Origin of the sequence: Flavobacterium sp. DSR2-3-3 (assembly GCF_049896585.1) — a bacterium.
Taxonomy (GTDB): Bacteria; Bacteroidota; Bacteroidia; order Flavobacteriales; family Flavobacteriaceae; genus Flavobacterium.
In genome coordinates this window covers 61,521-86,526 of the sequence record NZ_JAFCUP010000010.1, presented here as the reverse complement: position 1 = coordinate 86,526, position 25,006 = coordinate 61,521, and the positions used below count along the sequence as shown (strand labels likewise).

Below are 25,006 nucleotides of genomic sequence, written 5' to 3'. Positions count from 1 at the left end.
TTTAGTACGCAGAAAAAATGGATTCTCTATTTCAAAAACGCAGGTAAAAACGGATTTTTAAAAACGGTTTTTATTGTTGACTTTACAAAGTAAATCCGTCTTATCCGTGTGCTATTAAATTATTCGGTTTTCTTTCCAAAATCGGCTGGAAAAATCAAAAATCGGGATAAAATCAATCCTGGAATGGTTGCCAAAAATACCCAAATAAAGAAATTTCCATAGCCCAGATATTCTTGGATATAACCGCTCAACATTCCCGGAAGCATCATTCCTAAAGCCATAAATCCGGTTGCGATAGAGTAGTGGGACGTTTTTGATTCGCCATCTGCCACATAAATTAAATACATCATGAAAGCCGCAAAACCAAATCCATAACCAAATTGTTCCGCAATTACCGTCAAATAAATGTAGATCACGGAACCCGGATGAAAATGGGAGAGTAATATAAACCCTATTATGGGTAAGTGCATAGTTAAAATCATGGGTAGCATCCATTTTCCTAATCCATCTCTAGATATGACTATACCGCCCAAAATTCCACCAACAGTTAATGCAATAACCCCGAAAGTGCCATATATTATACCAACATCCTGAGTGGTTAATCCCATTCCGCCTGCAGTTATCGGATCGATAAGAAAAGGAGTCAACATTTTTAATAATTGTGATTCTCCTAATCTAAACAATAGAATGAAAGCCAAAACTAAACCAATTTGTTTCTTTTGAAAAAAAGTAGCGAAAACAGCAGCAAAACTTTTATTAGGAACCGATTCCGCTTTTGTTGCTGCGATTTTTGCTTCAATTTTTGGAGTCGAAAAATAATTATAAATGGTAATTACAGTCATAATGATACCGACAATTACCATCGTGTAGGACCATGCTTTTTGCTTATCACCATATTCTTGTTCTAAATAACCCGCAATAAACACTATTAATCCATTGCCAGTAAGCATGGAAAGTCTATAAAAAGTACTTCTAATTCCAAGAAAAAAGGATTGCTGATCTTTTTCTAAAGCCAACATATAAAATCCATCGCTTGCTACATCATTGGAAGCGGAAGCAAATGCAGCAACCCAAAATACGGCTAAACTAATAACGAAAAAATTACTTAAAGGTATCGTCAAACCCACCACTAAAAAAGCAATAGAAATGAGCAATTGCATGGTTAAAAACCATTTTCTTTTAGTCGAATAGAGATCAATAAATGGGCTCCACAACGGTTTAATTACCCACGGTAAATACAGTAAACTGGTATAAATCCCAATATCTTCATTATTGATTCCGAGGTTTTTATACATGATCACCGATACCGAAATAATGATGGCATAAGGCAATCCGGAAGCAAAGTTTAAAACGGGAATCCAATACCAAGGTCTGTTGTCTGTTTTCATTTATAGCGTGTTATATTCGATTCAATTTTACAGCGTAAAGTTCACTAAAGTTGCTTCACTTTCATTACCATAAAAATCAATGAATGTAATTGCGCAGGTTGTATTTTTGTCTAATTTATAAGATGGAATCACAACTTCAACCGTATTATTATCATCTTTAAATGCTATTTTATCAATAATTTGACTTGGATCGTTGATATCAATTTTTGAATTGAATTTGGCTCCATAAACCATTACGTAACGCACTTTACTGTACAAAGGATAAGTAACATTAAATCGTGACGCAATTGGGTCTATCAAAATGTTATTCGCTGTAGGCACAATCGCCATTTTTTTAATGGAACCGGGCACTACGGTTGGAAGGGCAGCATATTTGTACTGGTTTTCTGCTAGTAACTTAGTCACATTTTGATTTCTGTTTAAGAATGATTTGGCACTAAAAAAAGCATTTCCCTGAATGTTTTTGTAGGATCTGGTAATGTCAATTTGATTTGGTATTTCATTTGGATTATTCCATCTTTTATCAGAATCAGTGTTGATTTTATACGTTCCATTTCCAATGTAAATTGCTGTATTAGTTGAATTTTCAGACCACCAACGCAGCAGTTTTGAATAGGAAGCTTTTGGATGATCCATGCTCCAATATAATTGCGGCACTAGGTAATCAATCCATTTATTTTCCATCCACGCTAAAGGATCAGCGAATAAATCATCGTAATTCGTTTGTCCCGCCTCGGTTTCAGAACCTCTGGGATCTATTGATTTATTTCTCCAAACTCCAAATGGGCTGATGCCAAATTGCACCCACGGTTTGATGTTTTTTATTGAAAGGGAAACACATCGTACAAAATTATTCACATTCGAACGTCTCCAATCTTCGATACTTAGTCCATTACCGTATTTTTTGAAAGAATCGGTATCATCAAATAGTTCTCCTTTTATTCTGTACGGATAAAAATAATCATCAAAATGTATTGCATCTATATCATATTTTTCCACAACCTCTTCTACGATTGCCGTCAAGTGGTTTTGAACTTCGGGTAATGCCGGATTGTAATAATATTTTCCACCATATTTAATCATCCAATCTGGATGCTTGAAAAAATCATGTTGCGGACTTAAAAGCGACGTGTTGTAATCCATTGTAGCTCTATACGGATTCATCCAAGCATGAAATTCAAAACCTCTGGCGTGAGTTTCAGCAATCATCCATGCTAATGTATCAAAATAAGGTTTTGGAGCTTGTCCCTCTTTACCCGTCAAAAAACGTGACCACGGTGCTAATTCTGTTGGATAAAAAGCGTCACCAACACTTCGAATCTGAACGATAACAGCATTATAATTTAATTTTTTGTAGGTTTCTAAAATCTCAATATAATCCGCTTTTTGTTTGGCAACATTATCAGTGCTCATTTTTGGCCAGTCAATATTTACCACGGTAGCAATCCAAACAGCTCTAAATTCATTTTTTGGATTTGTAGCCAATGCTTGTGCCTTACCATTCCAAAAAGAAAGTAAAAGGAACGTAATAAGCAAAAGGGTGTGCTTGAAATTTTTCATCGGAGTATCGTTTAAATAGTGTTCAAAAATAGTTTTTTTAGTGAAATTTACCAGTTAAAATGGTTTTAAAATTTGACTTATTTTAGCAGCGCAATTTCTTTGCCAATTTTTTTAAAATGAGATTTAAGAAAACTTTCCGGTAAATAACAAAAGGATTTGAATTTTTCTTAGTTGTTTTTAAGGTATAAACTGCTATATATTTATATTTGTGAAAATAATAGCAATTTACTCCACTAAATGTTAATCACGCCTCAATTACAAGAATTATCTCAGTCATTAGAAGGAACACTTTTTTATGATGATCTCCATAAAACATTATATGCCACGGATGCTTCCGCGTATCGAATTATGCCAGTTGCTGTAGCGATTCCAAAATCAGAGGAAGATATTGTAAAAATTATTCGATTTGCAGCAAAAAATAAAATTTCAATTACGCCCAGAACTGCCGGAACTTCCTTAGCTGGACAAACGGTAGGGAATGGAATAATTGTAGATGTTTCGAAACATTTCACTAAGATTGTCGCTTTTGATTACGTACAAAAAACGGTTACCGTTCAGCCGGGAGTGATTCGGGATGAACTGAATTTGTACTTAAAAGAACACGGGTTGTTTTTTGGTCCCAATACTTCTACTTCAAATCGTTGTATGATAGGCGGAATGGTAGGCAATAATTCATCGGGAACTACATCGATTCGGTACGGAGTTACCCGCGATAAAATAGTGGAGATTAAAGCAGTTTTGAGTGATGGAAGTTCGGCAGTATTTAAAGAAATGACTTCTGCTGAATTCATTGAAAAGACAAAAGGGAACACGCTTGAAAGTTCTATTTACAAGACCATTTATGAGGAACTTTCGAATAGCGAAAACCAAAAAGAGATTGTAAAGGAATTTCCGAAACCTGAAATTCACCGAAGAAATACCGGATATGCGATTGATTTATTATTGAAATCGGAACTTTTTGGAGGAACAGAAAAAACAATAAATGTAGGGAAACTCCTTTGCGGAAGCGAAGGAACACTGGCTTTTACCACCGAAATTACTTTGAAAGTCGATGAGCTGCCACCAACGAATAATGTGATGGTAGTGGCTCATTTTCATACCATCCAGGAAAGTTTAGAAGCTGTGGTTACTGCGATGAAGCATCATTTGTATACTTGTGAAATGATGGATGACACGATATTAAATTGTACAAAAACCAACCGGGAACAAGCTAAAAACAGATTTTTCATTCAAGGCGAACCAAAAGCGGTTATCATGCTCGAAGTGGCGTCGCATCACAGTATGGAAGATGCCGAAAGACAAGCTAAAGATTTAATTGCTGATTTAGAAAGAAATAATTTCGGGTATGCTTTGCCAAAAATTTATGGTGTTGATATTGATAAAATAAATGAGTTGCGCAAAGCAGGTCTTGGACTTTTGGGAAGTATTGTTGGCGATAATAAAGCGGCTGATTCTATTGAAGATACCGCAGTTGAGTTGAGTGATTTACCTAATTACATTGCCGAATTCACCGCAATGATGGAGCGTCACGGTCAGAGTGCCATATATTATGCACATGCCGGGGCCGGAGAAATTCACTTGCGACCGGTTTTAAATTTGAAAACAAAAGAAGGATTGCATCAATTTAGAAATATCGCAACTGAAGTAGCCATTTTAGTAAAAAAATATAGAGGATCTTTAAGTGGGGAACATGGAGACGGAATTGTTCGTGGCGAGTTTTTGCCTTTTATGATTGGAGACAAGAATTATGAATTGTTGAAAAAAATCAAACATGCTTTTGATCCTGACACTATTCTGAACGTTGGGAAAATCGTAAATGCGTTCAAAATGGATGAAAATCTTCGGGTGGAAGCGGGCAGAGTGGAACCGGAAATACAAACAATTCAGGATTTTTCGGATAGTATGGGAATTTTACGGGCAGCGGAAAAATGCAATGGTTCGGGTGACTGTAGAAAATTACCTTCGGCGGGCGGGACTTTATGTCCCAGTTACCGCGCAACCCGAAATGAAAAAGATACGACGCGCGCCAGAGCCAATGCGCTCCGAGAATATTTGACACATTCCGAAAAAGACAATAAATTCGACCATGAAGAATTATATAAAGTATTTGAATTGTGTGTGAGTTGCAAAGCCTGTGCCAGCGAATGTCCTAGTAATGTGGATGTGGCAGCGTTAAAATCGGAGTTTTTGTACCAATACCAAAAAGCAAATGGATTTTCATGGCGCAATAAAGTGTTTGCTTTTAATGCGAAACTGAATGGCCTGGGAAGTATCACTCCAAAATTCACGAATTTCATGGTGAACTTGCCCTTTGTAAAAAAAAGTATGGGGATTGCTGCCAAAAGAGAAGTGCCGCTTTTGGCTCCAAAGACATTTCGAAAATGGTATGAAAAAAATTGGAATCAAGCACCAAGTGATTCTTTTGAAAACGGAAAAGTATGTTTGTTTTGTGATGAATTCACTAATTATTATGATGTTTCAGTTGGAATCGATGCGTACGAGTTATTGACAACATTAGGATATGAGGTGATTCTGGTGGATCACGAAGAAAGCGGAAGAGCTTTTATTTCTAAAGGTTTTCTCGAAGAAGCAAAAGCAATTGCGAATATAAATGTTGCCGTTTTTTCGGATTATATAACTGCAGATTTACCTTTGATAGGAATCGAACCTTCGGCGATATTAACATTTAGAGACGAATACATTCGATTGGCTGATGATAAAGAAAGTGCGGAAAAATTAGCCAAAAATGTATTTACAATTGAAGAATTTTTCAAAAATGAGATTACAAAAGGAAAAATTCATACACAACAATTTTCCGAGGAGGCGAAAACAATAAAAATTCACGGACATTGTCACCAAAAGTCATTGAGTACGATGGAAGCGACTTTTGCGATGTTGAATGTGCCCAAAAACAGTTCGGTTACCATTTATAATTCGGGTTGTTGTGGCATGGCGGGTTCTTTTGGATACGAAAAAGAACATTATGAAATCAGCATGCAAATGGGAGAAGATACGTTGTTTCCAAAGATTAGAGCCACTGATGCGACAACGGTCATTGCTGCAGCGGGAACCAGTTGTCGCCACCAGATTTTTGACGGAACTACTAGAAAAGCATTGCATCCAGTGACAATTTTAAGGAGCTGTTTGAAATAGAAACTATTTTTTAAAAGACAGATAAATTGTGACTGGCTTTCGTTTTCCAAAAATATTGGAAGACTTTTTTAAAAATAAAAATAATAAAATTCTTTTATATTATTATATCCGAACAAAATTTATATTATTGCAAACTGCAAGTAAAAAGGCGTAAAAATAGATTAATTTTTTAATGATAAAATTTAGATATGGCATTTTCAAGTTTATTTAGAAGAAAATCAACAACAACAATATTACAACAAGGCGGTGATGGAGATCACACGGAACTTCATAAGGTATTAACAGTTAGGGATCTTACTTTTTTTGGAATTGCAGCCATCATTGGTGGCGGAACTTTTAGCGCTATAGGAAATGCCTGTTTTTCGGGAGGTCCCGGAGTAGTAATACTTTATGTTATTTGTGCTATTGCCTGCGGATTTACCGCGATGTGCTACGCCGAATTTGCTTCACGTGTCCCGGTTTCTGGAAGTGCTTACACTTACGCGTATGTCTCTTTTGGGGAATTATTTGCATGGATCATCGGATGGGCGTTGATAATGGAATATTCTATCGGGAACATTTATATTGCTTTTTCTTGGAGTGGCTATTTTACCAATTTGTTGGAAACTTTTCAAATTTATTTGCCACAATGGCTCACGATAAATTATCAATCGGCACATTCTGCCTTTTTAGAAAATAAAGCCGGAGAAGGATTTAATGCTTGGCAAACTGCACCGATGCTGGGCAACTTGCGAATAATTTTTGATATGCCAGCCGTTGTAATCAATTTATTGATCACTTATTTAGTTTACAGAGGCACAAAAGAGTCCAGAAATATCAGCAATGTCATGGTAATGATTAAATTGGTGATAATAGTTTTGGTCATTATTGTTGGCGCTTTTTATGTAGATATTGACAATTGGACTCCGTTTATGCCAAATGGTTTTAAAGGAGTTATGGGTGGTGTTTCGGCAGTTTTCTTTGCTTATATTGGGTTTGATGCCGTTTCAACATTAGCAGAAGAAAGTAAAAATCCGCAACGTGATTTGCCTCGCGGAATGATTTATTCCTTACTGGTTTGTACTGTTGTCTATATTATTTTAGCGTTGGTAATTACAGGGATGGTGTCCTACACTTTGTTGGGCGTTAGCGATCCGTTAGCTGAAATATTTGCTTTAAAAGGCGTAAAATGGATGTTATTTATTGTTTCCATTGCGGCCGTGGTGGCTATGACCAGCGTAATGTTGGTTTTTCAAATGGGACAACCACGTATCTGGATGACAATGAGCCGTGATGGACTGATGCCAAAGAAATTTTCAGAAATTCATCCAAAATATAAAACACCGGGGTTTGCAACTATTGTAACGGGTTTAGTGGTTGGAATTCCAATTTTTTTCACCGATGAAAACTTCGTATTGGACTTTACAAGTATTGGGACTTTATTTGCTTTTGTGTTGGTTTGTGGCGGAGTTTTAATGTTATCTCCTCAAAGTGAAGCTGAAATTGCGGAGCGTAAGACCAATGGTAAATTCAAAATTCCATATATAAACTCCAAGTTTATTTTTCCTCTAATGGTTGTGGCTGCCGCATTTTTAATTCGATATTTATTTCCGACATTCTTTGTGGATACTTTCGATTTCTCTGCAGATAAAATGGCAACAAATAGCACGATGATCATTTTCTTTATTTTGTGTATCGTGATGGCAATTCTGTCGTTCCTCAAAAACCTTTCTTTAATTCCGTTATTGGGCTTAATTTCATGCTGTTATTTACTTACTGGAATGGCGGTCTCTAATTGGAAATGGTTTGGTGTCTGGTTGCTAATCGGATTGGTGTTTTACTTTTTTTACGGATATAAAAACAGTAAGCTTAATCCTAATAGGTAATACGAATAAAGGTGTCTAGTCCTGAAAAAAGTTGACACGAATTAGATTTTAAAATTACACTAATTATTAACCTCGGAAGTAAAAACTTTCGAGGTTTTTTTCTTCCATTTTTTTGATTTGATTACTTGTTGTAAATGCGTCTGATTTGGCGTTAACATTTGACAACTTAAGTGAGGCCTATTTTGGTTATAAATATCAATAGATTCCCTTATTACTTTTAATGCCTGTACATGATTTATAAATCCATCTATTAGTAAAAATTCATATTTTAAAATACCATTTATTCTCTCTGCTATTGCATTTTCGTAAGGATCACCATTTTCAGTCATACTAATTTTGATGTTGTTTTCAGTAAGCTTTTTTACGTAATCACCAGAACAGTATTGTAAACCTCTGTCGGAGTGATGAATTAATTCATGTTTGTATTTTCGGTTCTTTAAAGCTAACTCCAACGCATTTAAAGGCCCTACTGTGCTTAGATTATCCAAAAGCTCATAACCCATAATCTTTTTTGAATATGCGTCAGTAATTAAACTTAAATATTCATGTCCTTTATCGGTTTTGATATAAGTGATATCGCTAACCCACAGCTGTTCTGGTTTTGTGACATCCATGTTTTTAATTAAATTGGGATATTTCTTCATCCAATGTTTTTAATTTGTTGTTTTTACATAGCTCCTTTTAGGTTTTATAAGTAAATGCTCTGCTCTCAAAAAATGGAAAAAAACATCTCTTCCTATTTTAATATTCAACTCATCTAATTCATCTTTAATTAAAAAGTAAAGCTTTCGTGTGCCTATCCTAGGCATAACACAACGTATTCTCATTACCATGTCACGAACAATTAAAAGTTCAGAATGTCTTTGTAATCTATCAGTTTTGTTTTTATAATAGGCTTGTCTGCTTATCCCAAACAATAAACACATACCCTTTATGCCTAGGATCTTGGATTTTGTTTTTTTGATTGTTTGGGTAAATACTTTTTTCGGATATCTGTTTTCAATAACTCGTCGGCAATGTCTATAGCAACATTTAAGACATGTACTTTTTCTTTTTCCTTAGAAAGTAGTGATTCTAGCTCTTTTATTCGTTGTTCTGGAGTATTCTTTTGTGACATAGATGGTAATTCTTTCCAATCTAAGATACTATGTTTTCGCATCCAAACCAAAACAGTGCTTCTGCCTTGAATTCCATACTTTTTTTGAGCTTGTTTATAGGTTAACTCGCCTTTTTCTACTTCGGCAACTACTTGTAATTTAAAAGCTAGGCTGTAATCTCGTTGACTACGTTTTTGTCTTTTCGGGGATTGTGATTCCATAAATTAAGTTGTTTGAGTGACAACCTATTTCAGGACGGGACAATTAAACAAAAAAAAGCCACTATTTCTAGTGGCTTTTTTAATGTATAATATGGTAATACTAGAATTGATATCTTAGAGCTAAAGCTACATCAGAACCATAGTTATTTTTGTAGTATCCGCTTCCACCAAATTCAGGTCTGAAATCTAAAGACACTAACAAAGGAAAATCAAAGTTGTATTCAATACCGATATCTCCAGCAGCAAATGCAAAAGTATCATTGTATGAAGTATTGTTGTTATCATAGCTGTAGTTACCTACACCACCACCAATACCTGCGTACCAGTTAAAACCACCATCAATGTTCCATACCCATTGGTATAAACCTGTAAGTTTGATAGCACTGTCATCGTAGTTATTGTCGTTGAAGTTAGTTCTGTTTCTCCAACCTAAATCAAGTTCAAGTCTATTGTTGCTTCCTAATGCTCTTTGGTAAGAAAGTTCAGCACCAAAACCACCGCTATCTCCAAAACGAAGACCTAATGCGTTTTTTGAAATATCCTGAGCTTGTGCGGTAAATGCTAATCCAATTAACATGATTGCCGATAAAATAATTTTTTTCATAAGTAAGTTTTTTATTGCTACAAATGTATAATTTAGTTGGACATGATCTTTATAAAATTTCAATGAAAAGTTACATAATTTACTTATTTCGGAATTGCAAGGCTTAAAATAGAGAATTACATCAAAATGTTTTGTTTCGAAAATAGTACTGAAGCTACGATTTGATTGCTCAAAATATCTTCCATTTCAAATAAATTGTCCTCTTCTTCGTAATTCATTTCGGAATAGTGAAATAGTTTCCAACGTTTTTTATTGTATTCCAATGCTGTTAGATTTTCTACCCAATCTCCAGAATTCAAATACAATGTGCTGCCATTTTTCGTTTCTTTTTGAATCATTTTAGGTTCGTGAATATGACCACAAATAACGTAATCATATTTGTTTTCGATAGCTAATTCAGTGGCTGTTTTTTCAAAATCAGAAATGTGTTTTACGGCTTTTTTGACGCTAGCCTTTATTCTTTTGGAAAAAGAGTAGGGTTCCTTTCCTATTTTTAACAAACACCAATTTACTAATCGGTTTAAAAGAATCAGATAATCATAACCTAAACCACCCATTTTCGCAATCCATTTGGAATGTTGTACGGAAGCATCAAAAACATCGCCGTGAAAAATCCATGCTTTTTTATCATCTAATTGCAACACTAATTTATCCACCAATTCAAAATTACCCATGCGCATGTCGCTAAATTTTCGGAGCATTTCATCGTGATTTCCAGTTATATAATACACTTTTGTTCCCTTTGAAGCAAAACTGATGATTTTTTGGATGACTTTTAAATGCGTTTTTGGAAAATAGGATTTTCTAAATTGCCAGACATCAATAATATCCCCATTTAAAACTAAAATCTTGGGTTTTATGGCTGATAAATAATTGTAAAGTTCTTTGGCATGGCTGCCAAAAGTTCCAAGGTGCACATCTGAAATTACCACTAACTCGACTTTTCTTTTTTTCAAGGTGTTTAAATTTGAAGTTTACCAAAATAATCGAAATATTATTAAAGAAAATCGAATAGAAGGTTAAGAATTGTAACACAAGATTAATTTAATAACAATAAATGTGGAATGTTGGTTAAAACTTTAAAGGCTAAAATTTTGAACTTTAAACTAAAATGGTACTTTTGTTCAAAACTAATTATAATGGCAGGAAATAGCTACGGAACACTATTTAGGATAACAACTTTTGGAGAATCTCACGGAGACGCTTTAGGTGGAATAATAGACGGTTGTCCTCCTGGAATCACAATAGATTTCGACGCAATTCAATTCGAAATGTCACGCAGAAAGCCAGGTCAATCAGCCATAGTAACCCAACGTAAAGAACCGGACGCTGTTCAATTCCTTTCCGGGATTTTTGAAGGTAAAACCACAGGAACACCCATTGGTTTTATTATTCCCAATACGAATCAAAAATCGGACGATTACTCTCATATAAAAGATAATTACAGACCTAGCCATGCCGATTATGTTTATGAAAAAAAATATGGCGTCCGTGATTATCGCGGCGGCGGGCGTAGTTCAGCTCGTGAAACGGCCAGCAGAGTAGTCGCGGGAGCTGTTGCTAAGCAAATTTTGCCAGAAATAAAAATTAATGCTTACGTTTCTTCAGTTGGGCCAATTTTTTTAGAAAAACCATACCAAGATTTGGATTTTTCGAAAACAGAAAATAATCCGGTTCGGTGTCCTGATGAGGAATCAGCGGTAATCATGGAAGAATATATAAGAAATATTCGCAAGCAAGGCGACACCGTAGGTGGAACAGTGACCTGCGTGATTCAAAATGTGCCTGTAGGTTTAGGAGAACCTGTTTTTGATAAACTTCATTCTGAACTTGGAAAGGCAATGCTTTCGATAAACGCTGTAAAAGGTTTTGAATATGGGAGTGGTTTTTGTGGGGCAAAAATGAAAGGCAGCGAGCACAATGATTTATACAATCCTGATGGAACAACTAAAACCAATCTTTCAGGTGGAATACAAGGTGGCATCAGTAACGGAATGGACATTTATTTTCGTGTCGCTTTCAAACCGGTGGCTACCATTATGCAAAAACAAGAATCATTAGACAATGAAGGTAATATTACGGAAATGACCGGAAAGGGACGTCATGATCCTTGCGTTGTGCCGCGTGCTGTGCCTATCGTTGAAGCAATGGCAGCCATTGTTTTAGCTGATTTTTATTTAATAAACAAAACATATTAATACTAATTTTGGCACTTTTCGTTTTTTTTAACACATGGTTTTTATCAAATAAAAGATATTGTTTTAATCTACGCGGGTACTAAACCAAATAAAGACTTTTAATGAATACCAATACAACTAAAAAACCATCTTTTTTTTCAGGATTAACAGGACAAATATTAATAGCTATGGTTTTAGGTGCCGCTTTGGGCATTATCATACATAACTCAATAAGTCCGGAAGCGGCCCAAAATTTTAGTAATAAAATTAAAATTCTCGCGACAATTTTCATTCGACTTGTTCAAATGATTATCTCGCCATTAGTTTTTACAACATTAGTTGTTGGAATAGCAAAACTTGGAGATATCAAGGCTGTAGGACGAATAGGCGGCAAGGCGATGGGGTGGTTTTTTACGGCTTCATTTATCTCATTATTATTAGGAATGTTTTTTGTAAACATATTGGAACCTGGAGTTGGTCTTAATTTATCAAATGTTGATATGGGTTCAGTTTCGGAAGTTACTGCAAAAACACAAAACATATCATTTGAAAACTTTATCGAACATATTGTGCCGAAAAGTATTTTTGAGGCTATGGCAACCAATGAAATTTTACAAATTGTAATTTTTTCTATTTTCTTTGGATTGGCTGCTGCCGCTTTGGGAGATTATGTAAAGCCAGTTATAAATGCTTTAGATAAAACTTCTCACATTGTTCTTAAAATGGTAAACTATGTAATGAAGTTTGCACCAATAGGAGTTTTTGGGGCTATAGCGGGAGTATTTGCTGTTAGAGACTTTCAGGAATTAGCCATTACGTATTTTAAGTTTTTTGGTTCTTTCTTAATCGGAATTTCGTCACTTTGGGTGGTACTGATTGTTGTAGGGTATATTTTTCTAAAAAGTAGAATGACAGTTTTGCTTAAAAGAATTGTCAGTCCATTAATCATTGCTTTTGGAACAACCAGTAGTGAAGCTGTTTTTCCAAAATTAACAGAAGAATTAGAACGTTTTGGTGTAAAGGACAGAATTGTTTCTTTTATGTTACCGCTGGGGTATTCTTTCAATTTGGATGGAAGTATGATGTATATGACTTTTGCCAGTATTTTTATTGCACAAGCTTACGGTATTAATTTAGATTTAGGAACTCAAATGACCATGCTTTTGGTTTTAATGCTTACCAGTAAAGGTATAGCGGGTGTTCCCAGAGCGAGTTTAGTGGTTGTTGCTGCTACTTGTGGTATGTTTGATATTCCAATTGAAGGAATAGCATTAATATTACCTATTGATCATTTTTGTGATATGTTTCGTAGTGCAACAAATGTTTTAGGAAATGCTTTAGCTACTTCAGTAGTGGGACAATGGGAAGGTGAGGAAGAAACAGAAAATGTTGATATCGAATAATAAATGACTATTTGTTTTTAACATAAATAAGGAGCCGTTTCAAAACAGAACTTGAGACGGCTTTTTTATGTAAATTATATAAAGTTTTTTCTGTTTTTAATTATTCTATATTTTATCCTATTTTAATACAAAAATCGCTCTTTTTGTCATTTTTTTATTAATAAAATGTATATTTGATAAACTATAATTGATTATGTATCAGATACGTGTAATTTTTTGGTTATTGCTGACATTAAATTCGTTTAATGATTTATTTGCGCAGACAAAGATTTACACAAAAAAAGAACTTACCAAACTAACCGACCAGGCTTCTCAATATTTGAATGATGCCAATTTTGAAAAATCACTTAAAATTTCAAAAGCAGCTTTGCACAAAGCAATTGTAGCTAATGACAGTTCTTCAACAACAATTTCCTACATTACCATTGCTGCAAATTACGCGGAACTAGCTGAATTTGACAAAGCTATTTTTTTCTATAACAGAGGATTGCTCTACGCTAAAAAAACGCACAACGATACATTAAAGAATAGGATTTTCAACAATTTAGGAAATATTTATTGTTTTGAAAAAAAGCAATATATAAAAGGGATAAACTTTTATGAAAACGCTCTTAAATATAGTAGCAAAATTGCGGATACCAGTCAGATTTTCATGACCAAACTGAATATCGCCTGGGCGTATTTTGATGTTGGTCATTTTGAAAAAGGATATCCAAATCTGGAATTCATAAACAAAAATAATCTTAAGTATGGCGATAAATCAACTGCGGGTGCTGTTAACATGTTAAATGGAATGTATGATGCACACCTTGGTAATGATAAAAAAGCTACTGCTTATTTTTTAAATTCAATTAAGTCCGTAAATAAAATTAATGAAAAATCAGATTTATCATTTGCTCATTTGGAATATTCCAAATATTTAATGAGCAAAGGGGATTATAAAAAGGCGTATGAAAATCTTTCCAAATACAATGAAATTACAGAAGTGCTTTATAATAAGGACAAACTTAAAAAAGCAAATGTTGTTGGGATCAATGTAGAATTAGATGAGTACAAAAGGGAAATTGATAAATTTGAAAGCGAAAAAGATGCGCAGTTTCAAATAGTTCAGAAATCTAAAACGATTGTGTTTTTGTTTATGATAATATCGTTGGTAATGTTGCTTTTGCTATACACTTTATTCAAAAATAATAATTTTAGGAAAAAATTAAATGCAGAACTTTCCAAAACTAATAGACAGTTAACACTTGCAAAAGAAAAAGCTGAGGAAGCATCAATATTAAAATCTCAATTTGTCTCTACCATCAGCCATGAATTGCGAACTCCTTTATATGGTGTAGTAGGAATTACAAATATGTTGCTAGACGAGCATAAAGAATTAGCTAACAGTCCACATTTGAGTTCACTTAAATTCTCAGCCAGGTATTTACTGTCGCTCGTAAATGATATTCTCCAAATCAACAAGATTGAAGATAATAGAATGATATTAGAGAATCTGACTTTTAATATTTCAGATGAAATTTACATGGTTAAAAATTCGCTGTCATTTTTGGCAAAAAATAATAATAATTTTATCGTAGTCAAAATTGACCCAAATATTCCAGAATATTTAATTGGTGACAAGTTAAGGCTTTCTCAAATCATTATGAATTTAGTAAGTAACGCATTGAAATTTACCACGAATGGAAAAGTAACAATAAGTTTACATTTAGAAAAAACAGTCGATAAGTCTTATTTTATAGAGTTTAAAATTCAAGATAACGGAATTGGAATAGCGTTGGATGATCAGGAAAAGATTTTCGATAAATTTGTGCAAATTGGCAGAAAAGAAACTGATTATCAGGGAACAGGTCTTGGACTTTGCATCGTGAAACAATTGTTGAAGTTATTTAACAGTAGTATTTTAATTCAAAGCGCGATTGGTGAAGGAACGACACTCAAATTTGTAATTGCATTCGAATATAATCCGAAGAAAACGATTGAAATTATTAATAATATTCAAGTCGATATTTCTTCGACTCAAACCATAAATGTTTTGGTAGTCGAGGACAATCATATTAATCAATTAGTTACTAAAAAAATAATAGAAAAAAATAACTACAAGTGCAGTGTAGTTGATAACGGATATGCAGCGCTGGAAATACTTGAAAAAGAATATTTTGATATCATACTAATGGATATTAATATGCCTTTGATAAATGGTTTTGAAACCACTAGAAAGATACGGTTAATGGGAATCAAAACGCCAATTGTCGCACTCACGGCGTTTGATAAAGCTGAAATTACTGAAGAGGCGCTCTCAGCCGGAATTAATGACATCATTATAAAACCTTTTGACTCGGTTAAATTGTTTAGTATCATTACAATTTTGATTTCTAAAAACTAAATTTCATTACAATTTCAGTATGGTAATTATGTTAAAACCTTATACTCTTAAGCCTCTAGCAAGCTTCAATTATATTACAATTTTAAGTATTAATTAGACACTTAAATAAGATTTTTTTAATTTAATGGCAATTGATTTAAGTGCTTTTTTCTTGCCATTTTCTTTTTCAGCGATCACTACATGCAGAATTCCATCTTTATAACTAACTTCAACTTTGCTTTCATCTACATATTCGGGCAAATAGAAAGATCTGCAGAAAGATTGATAACGAAACTCTTTTCGAACGTAATTGTCTTTTTTTCTTGTTTTTCAGAAGAAATCATGAGCGTGTTGTTGTCAATTTCAACTTTATAATCTTCTTTTTTCATATCAGTTGCAGCCAATTCGACTTCTAGCTTATTTTCGGTCTCTTTTAAGTTCACCGAAGGTAAATTAGTTTCAATGCCAGAAAAATTTTCATCATTCCAATCTAACGAATCTTTTGTAAAAAAATCATCAAAAACAGTATTTAATGATGGGAAAAAGCCGCTTTTTTAACTAAGGTTTTCATGATTTTTTGTTTAAAGCTGTTTATGATATCTTAAGTCAAATTTAATGATTTAATTATTTTATAAAACAGCTTTTAAAATTTAAAACGTTGAAAAACAATTTATTATCGCTTAATCACCTATTTTTTTTAAAAAAAAAGACAATTCTTACAGCTGATAGTTCACGTTAAAACAATTAGTACCACCGTTTTTTATTTAGTTTTGATGCTTCTGATTTTCTTGATTTATGAGCACCTCCACTTCTGTTTGAATTCTTTTGAGCTGCGGATGCTGGAGCCGTTTCCGGACTGCCCGAGTGCCAATGGTAGGGATGATCATTTACGGTTTTAACGTCAACTTTTATTAATTTTTGTATATCCTTCCAATATGCATGCTCGTCTTTACTGCAAAAAGAAATAGCAATTCCACCGTTTCCGGCACGACCGGTTCTGCCAATTCTGTGTACGTACGTTTCAGGAATATTGGGTAAATCAAAATTAATTACAAACGGTAATTGATCGATATCAATTCCTCTGGCTGCTATATCAGTTGCAACTAAAATGCCGATTTCTTTGTTTTTGAAAGCATCCAAAACACGTTGTCTTGCATTTTGTGATTTGTCACCGTGAATAGCTTCTGCGGCGATATTATTTTTTCGTAATGCCTTAACAACGTTGTCGGCACCGTGCTTTGTTCTGGAAAAAACCAATACATCAGTTAAATTTTCATTTTTAATCAAATGGTATAATAAGTTTCTTTTTTCGCCTTTTTCAACGAAATAAACGCGTTGTTCTACGTTTTCAGCAGTTGAAGAGACAGGCGAAACGGTCACTGTTGCAGGATCTGTCAGAAAAATTTCGGCTAATTCTCTGATCGCGATCGGCATTGTTGCAGAGAAAAATAATGTTTGTCGGTTTTTTGGCGTAAGCTTTACAATTTTTTTAACATCATTTACAAATCCCATGTCCAGCATTTGATCTGCTTCGTCAAGGACTAATGTATGCAGATGATCTAGATCGATAAAACCTTGTTTGTGTAAATCAAGAAGTCTTCCGGGAGTTGCGATCAATATATCGACACCATTTTTTAAGGTATCAACTTGTGGATTTTGTGAAACGCCACCAAAAATTGTAAGCTGTGTCAGGTTAGTGTATTTTGCGTATGTGTCGAAACTTTGGCCAATTTGAACGGCTAATTCTCGGGTTGGAGTCACGATTAGTGATCGAATTACTTTGGCTTTTTTGGATGAACCCACAATTCGGTGTAACTGATGTATAATTGGTATTGCAAATGCGCCTGTTTTTCCTGTCCCGGTTTGCGCACAACCTATTAGATCTCGTCCCGCTAGTACTAGTGGTATAGATTGTTCTTGAATAGGAGTTGGGTTAAGGTAGCCTTGTTCAAATACGGCTTTTTGTATACTTTTTGAAAGTGATAAATCTTCGAATAACATATTTTGGATATTAAATATCTTGTATTAAGTACAGAGATAGCATCCAAAGATAGTATTTATATTTTTGATGGTTCTTTTTATGTTATTTGGGAGCTGAATTTAGAAAGTTTTAAGAGAGGGAATTATAGTTTGAACGGACTGAGTAATGTTGGATTTAATAAAATCAGTTACCAGATAACCTATAAGTTTACCTATAAGATGATTGTTTTTTTCTTCTCCTAAATCCGGTGCGCCTTCACAAATATGTAAATAGGAAGCATTTTTATTTTTTCCAAAAAACGAAATAAACTGACGGAGTTGTTCAACGGAGAAACCACTCATTGTCATCGCACTGGAGGCAATGTTTGGAATGGCATCTAAATCGATTTCAATTCCAAAGGAGTCATCATTTACAAATTCTAATGCTTGTGACATTTCCTTGTCAAAATCCTTTTCTCTGCGGATACTGATACTATCATAAGTGTTGTAACGGACTCGGTCTTCTATTTTTTTGATAATATCTAAAACACTTTTGGAAGTGTAATTTTCATGCAAGCCAAAAATGAAATATTTTTTCAAAAAACCTTCTTCGAAAGCATAGGAAAAACCATTGCCGCTGTGACGTCCTTCCAAAATTCTAAAATCAGAATGGGCATCAAAATTAATTGCATTTATAGGTTTGCCTTTTGCAAGAGCGGTTCCTTTTATGTTGCCGTAGGAGTTATTGTGTCCGCCACCAACAACAATTGGAATTTTGCCTAATTTTACGATGTTAAAAATAATATGGGAAACATCCTTGTCAATTTTATCAACGAGCTGACTCAATTTTGAACGATCGTCAATGTCATTAAAGTCTAAAAGTTCTACATTTTTCATATGTTCAGTTACATCCAGTTGACCTAAAACAACAAGCTGAGTGCCTTTACAAAAACGATTGTGTTGAATATTTGCAATACTTTTTATTGCACTATCCCAAGCTGATGCAGTTCCCGGTCTCCCGTAGTTGGCTCTTACGCCAATATCTTCCGGAATCCCAAACAATACATATTTAGCATCGCAGGTTTTTAAAAATTCAATAGAATCAGCATCTTTTGGAACAGTTATCATTTTTTCTCCAAATTTTATTTCGCCATTTCTGTGGTTGGTTATCTTTGAGAGATCTTTTATTGTGAACGGGATAATCTTTTCCATTAAAAAAATATTTTTTTCAAAAATAATATAATTGTATCAACTTACGTTAATAGATGGTTATATATTGTTAAATTTGTAAATAAATAAAAATTAAAACTAGATGGAAAATCAAAAAAGCAGTTCGAGTCTTAAAGCGGTAATAGCTGTATTGGCTATTTTATTAGTAGGTAGTTTGATATACATTTTTAAAATGACCTCCGATGCTGAAGTAGTAAAAACCGAATTAAAAAGTACTCTAACGGAGAAAGAATCGGTGATGAAAGATTTACAAGAATTAAAATCGACTTATGATGCTGCCATCGCAGAGAATACTTCCATGTCCGATGAGTTAATTCTGGAAAGAGATAAAGTAGTTAATTTAATGTCTGATTTAAGTAAATCCAAAGGAGATGTTAATTCTTTATCAAAATACAGAACACAATTCAACGCTTTACAGGGCAATATGAAAGTATTAATGGCTGAAAATGATGGGTTAAGAAAGCAAAATACAACCTTAACTACACAGCGTGACAGTACGGTGGTGGTATTAGGAGAGACTAAAAAGAATGTCGAAGCATTGACAGGTCAAAATGAAGAATTAACAAAAGCAGTCGAAATTGGTTCGAAATTAACTGTTTTAAATACAAGAGGATCGGCTTTCAGATTAAGAAGTTCAGGGAAACAAATTGAAACAGATAAAGCAAGCAGAGCGGATGTACTTAGAGTAAACTTTACAATTGCTGAGAATGCTATTGCTAAATCAGGTGATAAAACATATTACGTGCAAGTAATTGACAGTAAAAATAATGTTTTAGGAGATAAGAAATCAGAAAATTTTGGAGAAAATACGTTGACATATAGTTTTTTAACTAATGTAAAATATGAAAATAAAACAATCCAAGTATCTGAAGATTTAAGAGGAAAAGACTTTGCCAAAGGAACTTATTATATCAATATTTTTGATAGAGATATATTGGTTTCTAAAACAAGTTTTGTACTGAGATAAGACTTAGTATTATATGAAAAAGAGAAGCATTTGTTTACCATCTGCGAACAAATATTTTAATTATAGTTGAGAAAAAGTATAGCTAAGATATTTAGAAGATTAAATAACAAGCGATTGTTGAATAGATGTAATTCTATTTAACAATCGCTTGTTTGCTTTTAGTATTTATTATTAGGAAAGTTATAAGAGAATGAATCAAAACAAAAGCAACTTATCTCCTGTTTAACAAGTTTGCTATTCAATAAGATATATTATGAAATATGGCTCGTACTGAAGTAATATTATTGCATTTTTTCACGACTAAACAAATTATTTTGATTTAATAAGAATCGCTCATTTTCTTTTTTATGGCATCCAAACAAAGATTATTAATGCTTCCTTCGTGCGTATGTTTGGTTTCTTTTGGAGATTGAAATGTACCATTTTCCAGTTGCTCGGCAACGGCTTTATACGCATCTCTAAACGGTATTCCGGCAACCACCATTTCGTTTAAGGAATCAACCGTAAATAAATAATCGTATTTTTTATCGTCTAAAATGTGTTCTTTTACTGCAATGTCTTTGATAGCAAAAATAGCAATATCCAAACAGGCTTTCAGGTTTTGAATCGCTGGAAACAATCCTTCTTTCAACAATTGCACATCCCTATGATAACCACTAGGAAGGTTGTTGGTAATTAAAGTAATTTCATATGGAAGCGCTTGAATCTTGTTGCATTTTCCACGGATCAACTCAAAAACATCGGGGTTTTTCTTGTGGGGCATAATGCTCGAACCTGTTGTAAGATGCGAGGGCAAAGTGATGAAATCGAAATTCTGACTCATGTACAAACAAACATCCATCGAAAATTTTGATAGGGTTGCAGCCACGCTACTCATTGCGAAAGCCACTGTTTTTTCTGATTTTCCACGACTCATCTGTGCGGCAACCGAATTAAATTTTAAGGTTTCAAACCCTAATTCCTTTGTGGTGAATGTTCTGTTGATAGGGAAGGAACTTCCATAACCTGCAGCCGAACCTAATGGGTTTTGGTCTACTATTTTTAAAGCAGCATTTAGCATAGTTATGTCATCAATCAAAGTTTCGGCGTAAGCGGAAAACCACATTCCAAAAGAAGACGGCATCGCAATTTGAAGGTGAGTATATCCGGGCAATAAAACATTTTGATGTTTTTCAGCCAATTCCATTAGCAAATCAAAAAGACTTTTTACTTGTTCCTTTAGTTCTTTAACCACGTCTTTTAGATACAAATTAACATCTACTAAAACTTGGTCGTTACGAGAACGGGCCGTGTGAATTTTTTTTCCGGCGTCTCCCAATTTTACTGTCAGTAAATATTCGATTTTGGAATGTACGTCTTCAAAGCTGTCTTCGATTTCGAATTTTCCGTTTTCAACGGCTGCAATTATTTCTTCCAAAGCCAAAACCAAAGCAACGGTTTCGGAATCTGTTAAAAGTCCTATTTGTCCCAGCATTTTTGCATGTGCTATAGAGCCTAAAGCATCGTATTTGGCAAGAACTAAATCCAGTTCTCTGTCGTTACCAACGGTGAAATGTTCGATTTGCTTATCGGTTGGTATTCCTTTTTCCCAAAGTTTCATATATGGATAATTAGATTGTTAGATTGTTAGATTTTAGCCCGGATAGTAGTGGAAATCCTTTTATTTTTTTTCTTTAAAAAAATAAAAGATTGCAACGAATAGCGGGATTAGCTCCTGAAAATAATCAGGATAAATCCAAATTATTTTATTGTTTGAAAAAATCAGTTAGTATTTTGATATACAATTGAGTTCCTTCTTCTATTTCGTTTATAAATATAAATTCGTCCGCCGAGTGTGACCGCAGAGTTTCGCCAGGTCCTAATTTCAAGGATTGACAACTCAAAACCGATTGATCCGAGAGGGTAGGTGACCCGTAAGTGGTTCTTCCCAGTGCGATTCCGGCTTGTACTAATTCGTGTGCAACGGGAATTGATGATGCATTCAAATACATCGAACGCGGATTGACTTCGGCAGTCTGATGCTCTCTTACGGTATCTAAAATTTCGTGATTGTTATAGGAATCATTTACTCTAATATCGACAACCAAATGACATTCTGCGGGAACTACGTTGTGTTGTTTACCTGCAGTGACTTGTGTTACGGTCATTTTTACAGGACCTAAAACCTCCGATATTTTTTCGAATTGATAACTGTTAAACCATTCGATAACGGGTATCGCATTGTAAATAGGATTGTCAGGATTGTTGTGTGCTGCATGACTAGCGGTACCTTTTACGATAACATCGAGGACCAATAATCCTTTTTCGGCTACGGCCAATTGCATCAAAGTAGGTTCTCCCACAATGGCACATTCCAATTCCGGTAAATGTTTCAATACGCTGTTTAACCCATTTTTTCCGCTGCTTTCTTCTTCGGCTGAAGCGACTATCACAATGTTGTAAGGCAGATTTTCATTCGAATAAAAATGAACAAAAGTGGCTAAAAGTGAAACCAGGCAACCTCCCGCATCATTGCTTCCCAATCCAAATAATTTCCCATCTTTTTCAATAGCTTTAAATGGATTGTTTGTGTAACCTTGGTTTGGTTTTACGGTATCGTGATGTGAATTCAGTAAAAGTGTTGGCTTTGTTTTATCAAAATTCTTATTGAAAGCCCAAATATTATTATTCTCTCTTTCGAAGGGGATATTATTTTGTCTAAACCAATTTTCGATTAAAAGTGCTGTTTGGTCTTCTTCACTTGAAAATGAAGGCGTTTCAATCAGTGCTTTTAATAACGTAATGGCTTCTTGTGTAAGGATTTCTATACTCTTCATAGTGTAATTGTAGTGTACAACGCCGTTTTATCTTGTATCATCCTGTGATGACCAATTTTTATTTTTTGAACTCCCTTGGACAAACTATTAAAGCAATTGTCTAATTTAGGAATCATTCCAGAATGTATGGCGCCGTCAGCTTTTAATTTAGAATATAATTCTTGATTAATGTTCTCAATTACGGATGCATCATCTTCGGCATCATACAGAACGCCGGGTTTTTCGAAACAATAATTCAAAGTGACATCAAAAACTTCCGATAAAGCAATTGCTAGTTCGCTCGCAATGGTATCGGCATTCGTGTTTAATAATTGTCCTTTTCCATCGTGTGTTATCGCGCAAAATACAGGAACTATTCCACTAGAAAGTAACGTTTGTAATAAGTTTGTATTCACTTTTTTTACATCACCCACAAAACCATAATTGATTGTAGGATGGTTTCTTTTATCCGATAGAATTAAATTCCCATCAGCACCAGAAAACCCCATCGCATTGGTGGAATTAGCTTGTAATTGAGCAACGATATTTTTGTTGATCTGACCTGCATAAATCATCACAACTACATCAAGCATAGCGGCATCGGTAATGCGTCTTCCGTCAATCATTTGAGGAACTAAACCAATACTTTCCGCCATTTTGGTAGCTGATTTTCCACCGCCATGAACGAGTACTTTATAGCCTTCAATCTGAGAAAAATCAATTAAAAACTGTGATAATTCCGTTGGGTTGTCAATAATGTTTCCTCCAATTTTTATTAGCGTTACCGGTTTTTTATTTTCCATTTTCCAATATTTTTTGCAACACTAATTGTGCGGCATAGGTTCTATTGTTGGCTTGCTCAATAACAATTGAATTTTCACTGTCAATCAATTCATCCGTTACAATTACGTTACGTCTTACTGGCAAACAGTGCATGAATTTAGCATTATTAGTCAGTTTCATTTTGTCGGCAGTTACAGTCCAATTTGGGTCGGAATTTGTAATCTGACCATACTCATTATAATTGCTCCAGTTTTTGGCATAAATAAAATCGGCGTTTTCGAAAGCTTTGTCTTGGTCGTATTCAATCTTGGAATCTTTCGTGATTTCAGGATTCAATTCGTAACCTTCAGGATGCGTAATGACAAAGTCTGCATCTTGTAACTGCATCATTTGCACAAAGGAATTGGGTACCGCTTGAGGTAAAGCTTTAGGATGTGGAGCCCAAGTCAAAACTACTTTTGGACGGTGTTCTGTTTTGTGTTCGGCCATTGTAATTGCATCGGCTAGCGATTGTAATGGATGTCCTGTCGCACTTTCCATATTAACAATTGGAACAGTTGCGTGTTTCAAGAAACCCATTAGAACAGTTTCGGCATTGTCTTTTTCTTTGTCTACCAATCCCGCAAAAGCCCTGATGGCAATAATATCGCAATATTGAGAAACAACTGCTGCAGCTTCTTTAATATGTTCCGAAGCACCAGAGTTCATGATGGCTCCATCTTCAAATTCCAATGTCCAACCTTCACTGGTAAAATTCATTACCATGACATTCATTCCTAAATTCAAAGCTGCTTTTTGAGTACTCAAACGCGTTCTCAAACTGGAATTAAAAAACAACATTCCTAAGGTTTTGTTTTTACCCAGTTTTTTGTTTTTAAGGGGTTTTTTCTTGATTTTCAATGCTTGTTTCACCCATTTGTCGAGTGAATCTATGTTTTGTATAGAAATATAGTTCATTGTTTTGTGTTTTAAGTTTTTGGACGCGGATTAAACGGATTCGCTATCGCGAAGACACGGATTAAAACGGATTTTTTTCTTTATTTTCTGTTATTTTCAAAAATTTTCCTTCTAAATTCAGGTTTTTTTCCAAAGTTTAAAAGTAAACCTACTTCACAATCAGTGCTTCTTAAATAATTTAAAATTTGGTTTTCAAAATCTTTCACTATCTAATCAACTGCTTTTAGTTCCAATATTATTAGATTTTCTACTATTAAATCTGCATAATATTCGCCAACTTCAGTTCCTTTATAGTAAACTTTAATTTTATTCTGAGCCTCAACTTGGTATCCTTTATTTTTCAATTCTATATACATTGAATTTTGATATACTTTTTCTAAAAAGCCATAACCCAATTCATTATACACTTCGTAAAAAGTTTTTAAAATTCCATCCGTTAATTCTTTATGTTTTAAATCCATTTTAAAAATCTGTTTTTATCA

The 25,006-nt window shown here is 34.3% G+C and carries 16 protein-coding genes and 3 pseudogenes; 6 read left to right on the top strand and 13 right to left on the bottom strand.

The window, feature by feature from the left end; genetic code table 11:
- Positions 1-119 precede the first annotated feature (119 nt).
- Complete coding sequence (locus ACP7AQ_RS13360; RefSeq protein ID WP_426095815.1) at positions 120-1,388, bottom strand: AmpG family muropeptide MFS transporter; 1,269 nt, start codon at positions 1,386-1,388, stop codon at positions 120-122.
- Positions 1,389-1,415: 27 nt separating this feature from the next.
- Entirely contained in the window at positions 1,416-2,948 is a 1,533-nt protein-coding gene (locus ACP7AQ_RS13355) for a glycoside hydrolase family 10 protein (RefSeq protein ID WP_426095814.1), read from the bottom strand.
- A gap of 237 nt (positions 2,949-3,185) precedes the next feature.
- Between ACP7AQ_RS13355 and ACP7AQ_RS13350 the strand changes: the two genes are divergently transcribed.
- Together ACP7AQ_RS13350 and ACP7AQ_RS13345 are read left to right on the top strand one after the other, a co-directional pair.
- Complete coding sequence (locus ACP7AQ_RS13350; protein ID WP_426095813.1) at positions 3,186-6,101, top strand: FAD-binding and (Fe-S)-binding domain-containing protein; 2,916 nt, start codon at positions 3,186-3,188, stop codon at positions 6,099-6,101.
- A 188-nt stretch (positions 6,102-6,289) separates the two neighbouring features.
- Positions 6,290-7,966 (top strand): amino acid permease, encoded by a 1,677-nt coding sequence (locus ACP7AQ_RS13345; protein ID WP_426095812.1) that lies wholly within the window; start codon positions 6,290-6,292, stop codon positions 7,964-7,966.
- Between the two features lie 59 nt (positions 7,967-8,025).
- On the opposite strand, the pseudogene ACP7AQ_RS13340 reads toward ACP7AQ_RS13345, so the two are convergent.
- The 3 genes and pseudogenes from ACP7AQ_RS13340 to ACP7AQ_RS13330 form a co-directional block, all read right to left on the bottom strand.
- A pseudogene (locus tag ACP7AQ_RS13340) lies at positions 8,026-9,284 on the bottom strand (IS3 family transposase).
- Between the two features lie 100 nt (positions 9,285-9,384).
- Positions 9,385-9,888 (bottom strand): hypothetical protein, encoded by a 504-nt coding sequence (locus tag ACP7AQ_RS13335; protein WP_091206105.1) that lies wholly within the window; start codon positions 9,886-9,888, stop codon positions 9,385-9,387.
- Positions 9,889-10,004: 116 nt separating this feature from the next.
- Positions 10,005-10,844 (bottom strand): UDP-2,3-diacylglucosamine diphosphatase, encoded by an 840-nt coding sequence (locus tag ACP7AQ_RS13330; protein WP_426091991.1) that lies wholly within the window; start codon positions 10,842-10,844, stop codon positions 10,005-10,007.
- 183 nt (positions 10,845-11,027) lie between these two features.
- Here ACP7AQ_RS13330 and aroC point away from each other — a divergent pair, with 183 nt between their 5' ends.
- The 3 genes from aroC to ACP7AQ_RS13315 all read left to right on the top strand — a co-directional run bounded on the left by aroC (position 11,028) and on the right by ACP7AQ_RS13315 (position 15,854).
- Positions 11,028-12,086, top strand: coding sequence for a chorismate synthase (aroC, locus tag ACP7AQ_RS13325; RefSeq protein WP_426095811.1), 1,059 nt, complete (start codon positions 11,028-11,030; stop codon positions 12,084-12,086).
- Between the two features lie 101 nt (positions 12,087-12,187).
- Positions 12,188-13,468, top strand: coding sequence for a dicarboxylate/amino acid:cation symporter (locus ACP7AQ_RS13320; RefSeq protein WP_426065130.1), 1,281 nt, complete (start codon positions 12,188-12,190; stop codon positions 13,466-13,468).
- A gap of 193 nt (positions 13,469-13,661) precedes the next feature.
- Entirely contained in the window at positions 13,662-15,854 is a 2,193-nt protein-coding gene (locus ACP7AQ_RS13315) for a response regulator (protein WP_426095810.1), read from the top strand.
- Positions 15,855-15,947: 93 nt separating this feature from the next.
- On the opposite strand, the pseudogene ACP7AQ_RS13310 reads toward ACP7AQ_RS13315, so the two are convergent.
- The 3 genes and pseudogenes from ACP7AQ_RS13310 to ACP7AQ_RS13300 form a co-directional block, all read right to left on the bottom strand.
- Positions 15,948-16,222, bottom strand: a pseudogene (locus ACP7AQ_RS13310) (Hsp20/alpha crystallin family protein).
- 355 nt (positions 16,223-16,577) lie between these two features.
- A complete protein-coding gene (locus ACP7AQ_RS13305) occupies positions 16,578-17,834 on the bottom strand; it encodes a DEAD/DEAH box helicase (RefSeq protein ID WP_426095809.1) in 1,257 nt (418 codons plus the stop codon).
- Positions 17,835-17,933: 99 nt separating this feature from the next.
- A complete protein-coding gene (locus ACP7AQ_RS13300) occupies positions 17,934-19,004 on the bottom strand; it encodes a formimidoylglutamase (RefSeq protein ID WP_426095808.1) in 1,071 nt (356 codons plus the stop codon).
- A gap of 100 nt (positions 19,005-19,104) precedes the next feature.
- Here ACP7AQ_RS13300 and ACP7AQ_RS13295 point away from each other — a divergent pair, with 100 nt between their 5' ends.
- Entirely contained in the window at positions 19,105-19,989 is an 885-nt protein-coding gene (locus tag ACP7AQ_RS13295; protein WP_426065135.1) for a hypothetical protein, read from the top strand.
- A gap of 319 nt (positions 19,990-20,308) precedes the next feature.
- Here the strand turns inward: ACP7AQ_RS13295 and argH are convergent, their stop codons facing one another.
- From argH to ACP7AQ_RS13270, 5 genes and pseudogenes are all read right to left on the bottom strand, one after another.
- On the bottom strand, positions 20,309-21,589 hold the full coding sequence (argH, locus tag ACP7AQ_RS13290) for an argininosuccinate lyase (protein WP_426095807.1): 1,281 nt from the start codon (positions 21,587-21,589) through the stop codon (positions 20,309-20,311).
- Positions 21,590-21,734: 145 nt separating this feature from the next.
- The gene (locus tag ACP7AQ_RS13285; RefSeq protein ID WP_426095806.1) at positions 21,735-22,805 is read right to left on the bottom strand and encodes a M20 family metallo-hydrolase; all 1,071 of its coding nucleotides are present in this window, start codon (positions 22,803-22,805) and stop codon (positions 21,735-21,737) included.
- Entirely contained in the window at positions 22,802-23,587 is a 786-nt protein-coding gene (gene argB / locus ACP7AQ_RS13280; RefSeq protein WP_426095805.1) for an acetylglutamate kinase, read from the bottom strand. The genes ACP7AQ_RS13285 and argB overlap by 4 nt, the downstream gene beginning before the upstream one ends.
- On the bottom strand, positions 23,577-24,524 hold the full coding sequence (locus tag ACP7AQ_RS13275) for an N-acetylornithine carbamoyltransferase (protein WP_426095804.1): 948 nt from the start codon (positions 24,522-24,524) through the stop codon (positions 23,577-23,579). Before ACP7AQ_RS13275 ends, argB begins: the two co-directional genes overlap by 11 nt.
- An 80-nt stretch (positions 24,525-24,604) precedes the next feature.
- A pseudogene (locus tag ACP7AQ_RS13270) lies at positions 24,605-24,985 on the bottom strand (GxxExxY protein).
- Between the last annotated feature and the right edge of the window lie 21 nt (positions 24,986-25,006).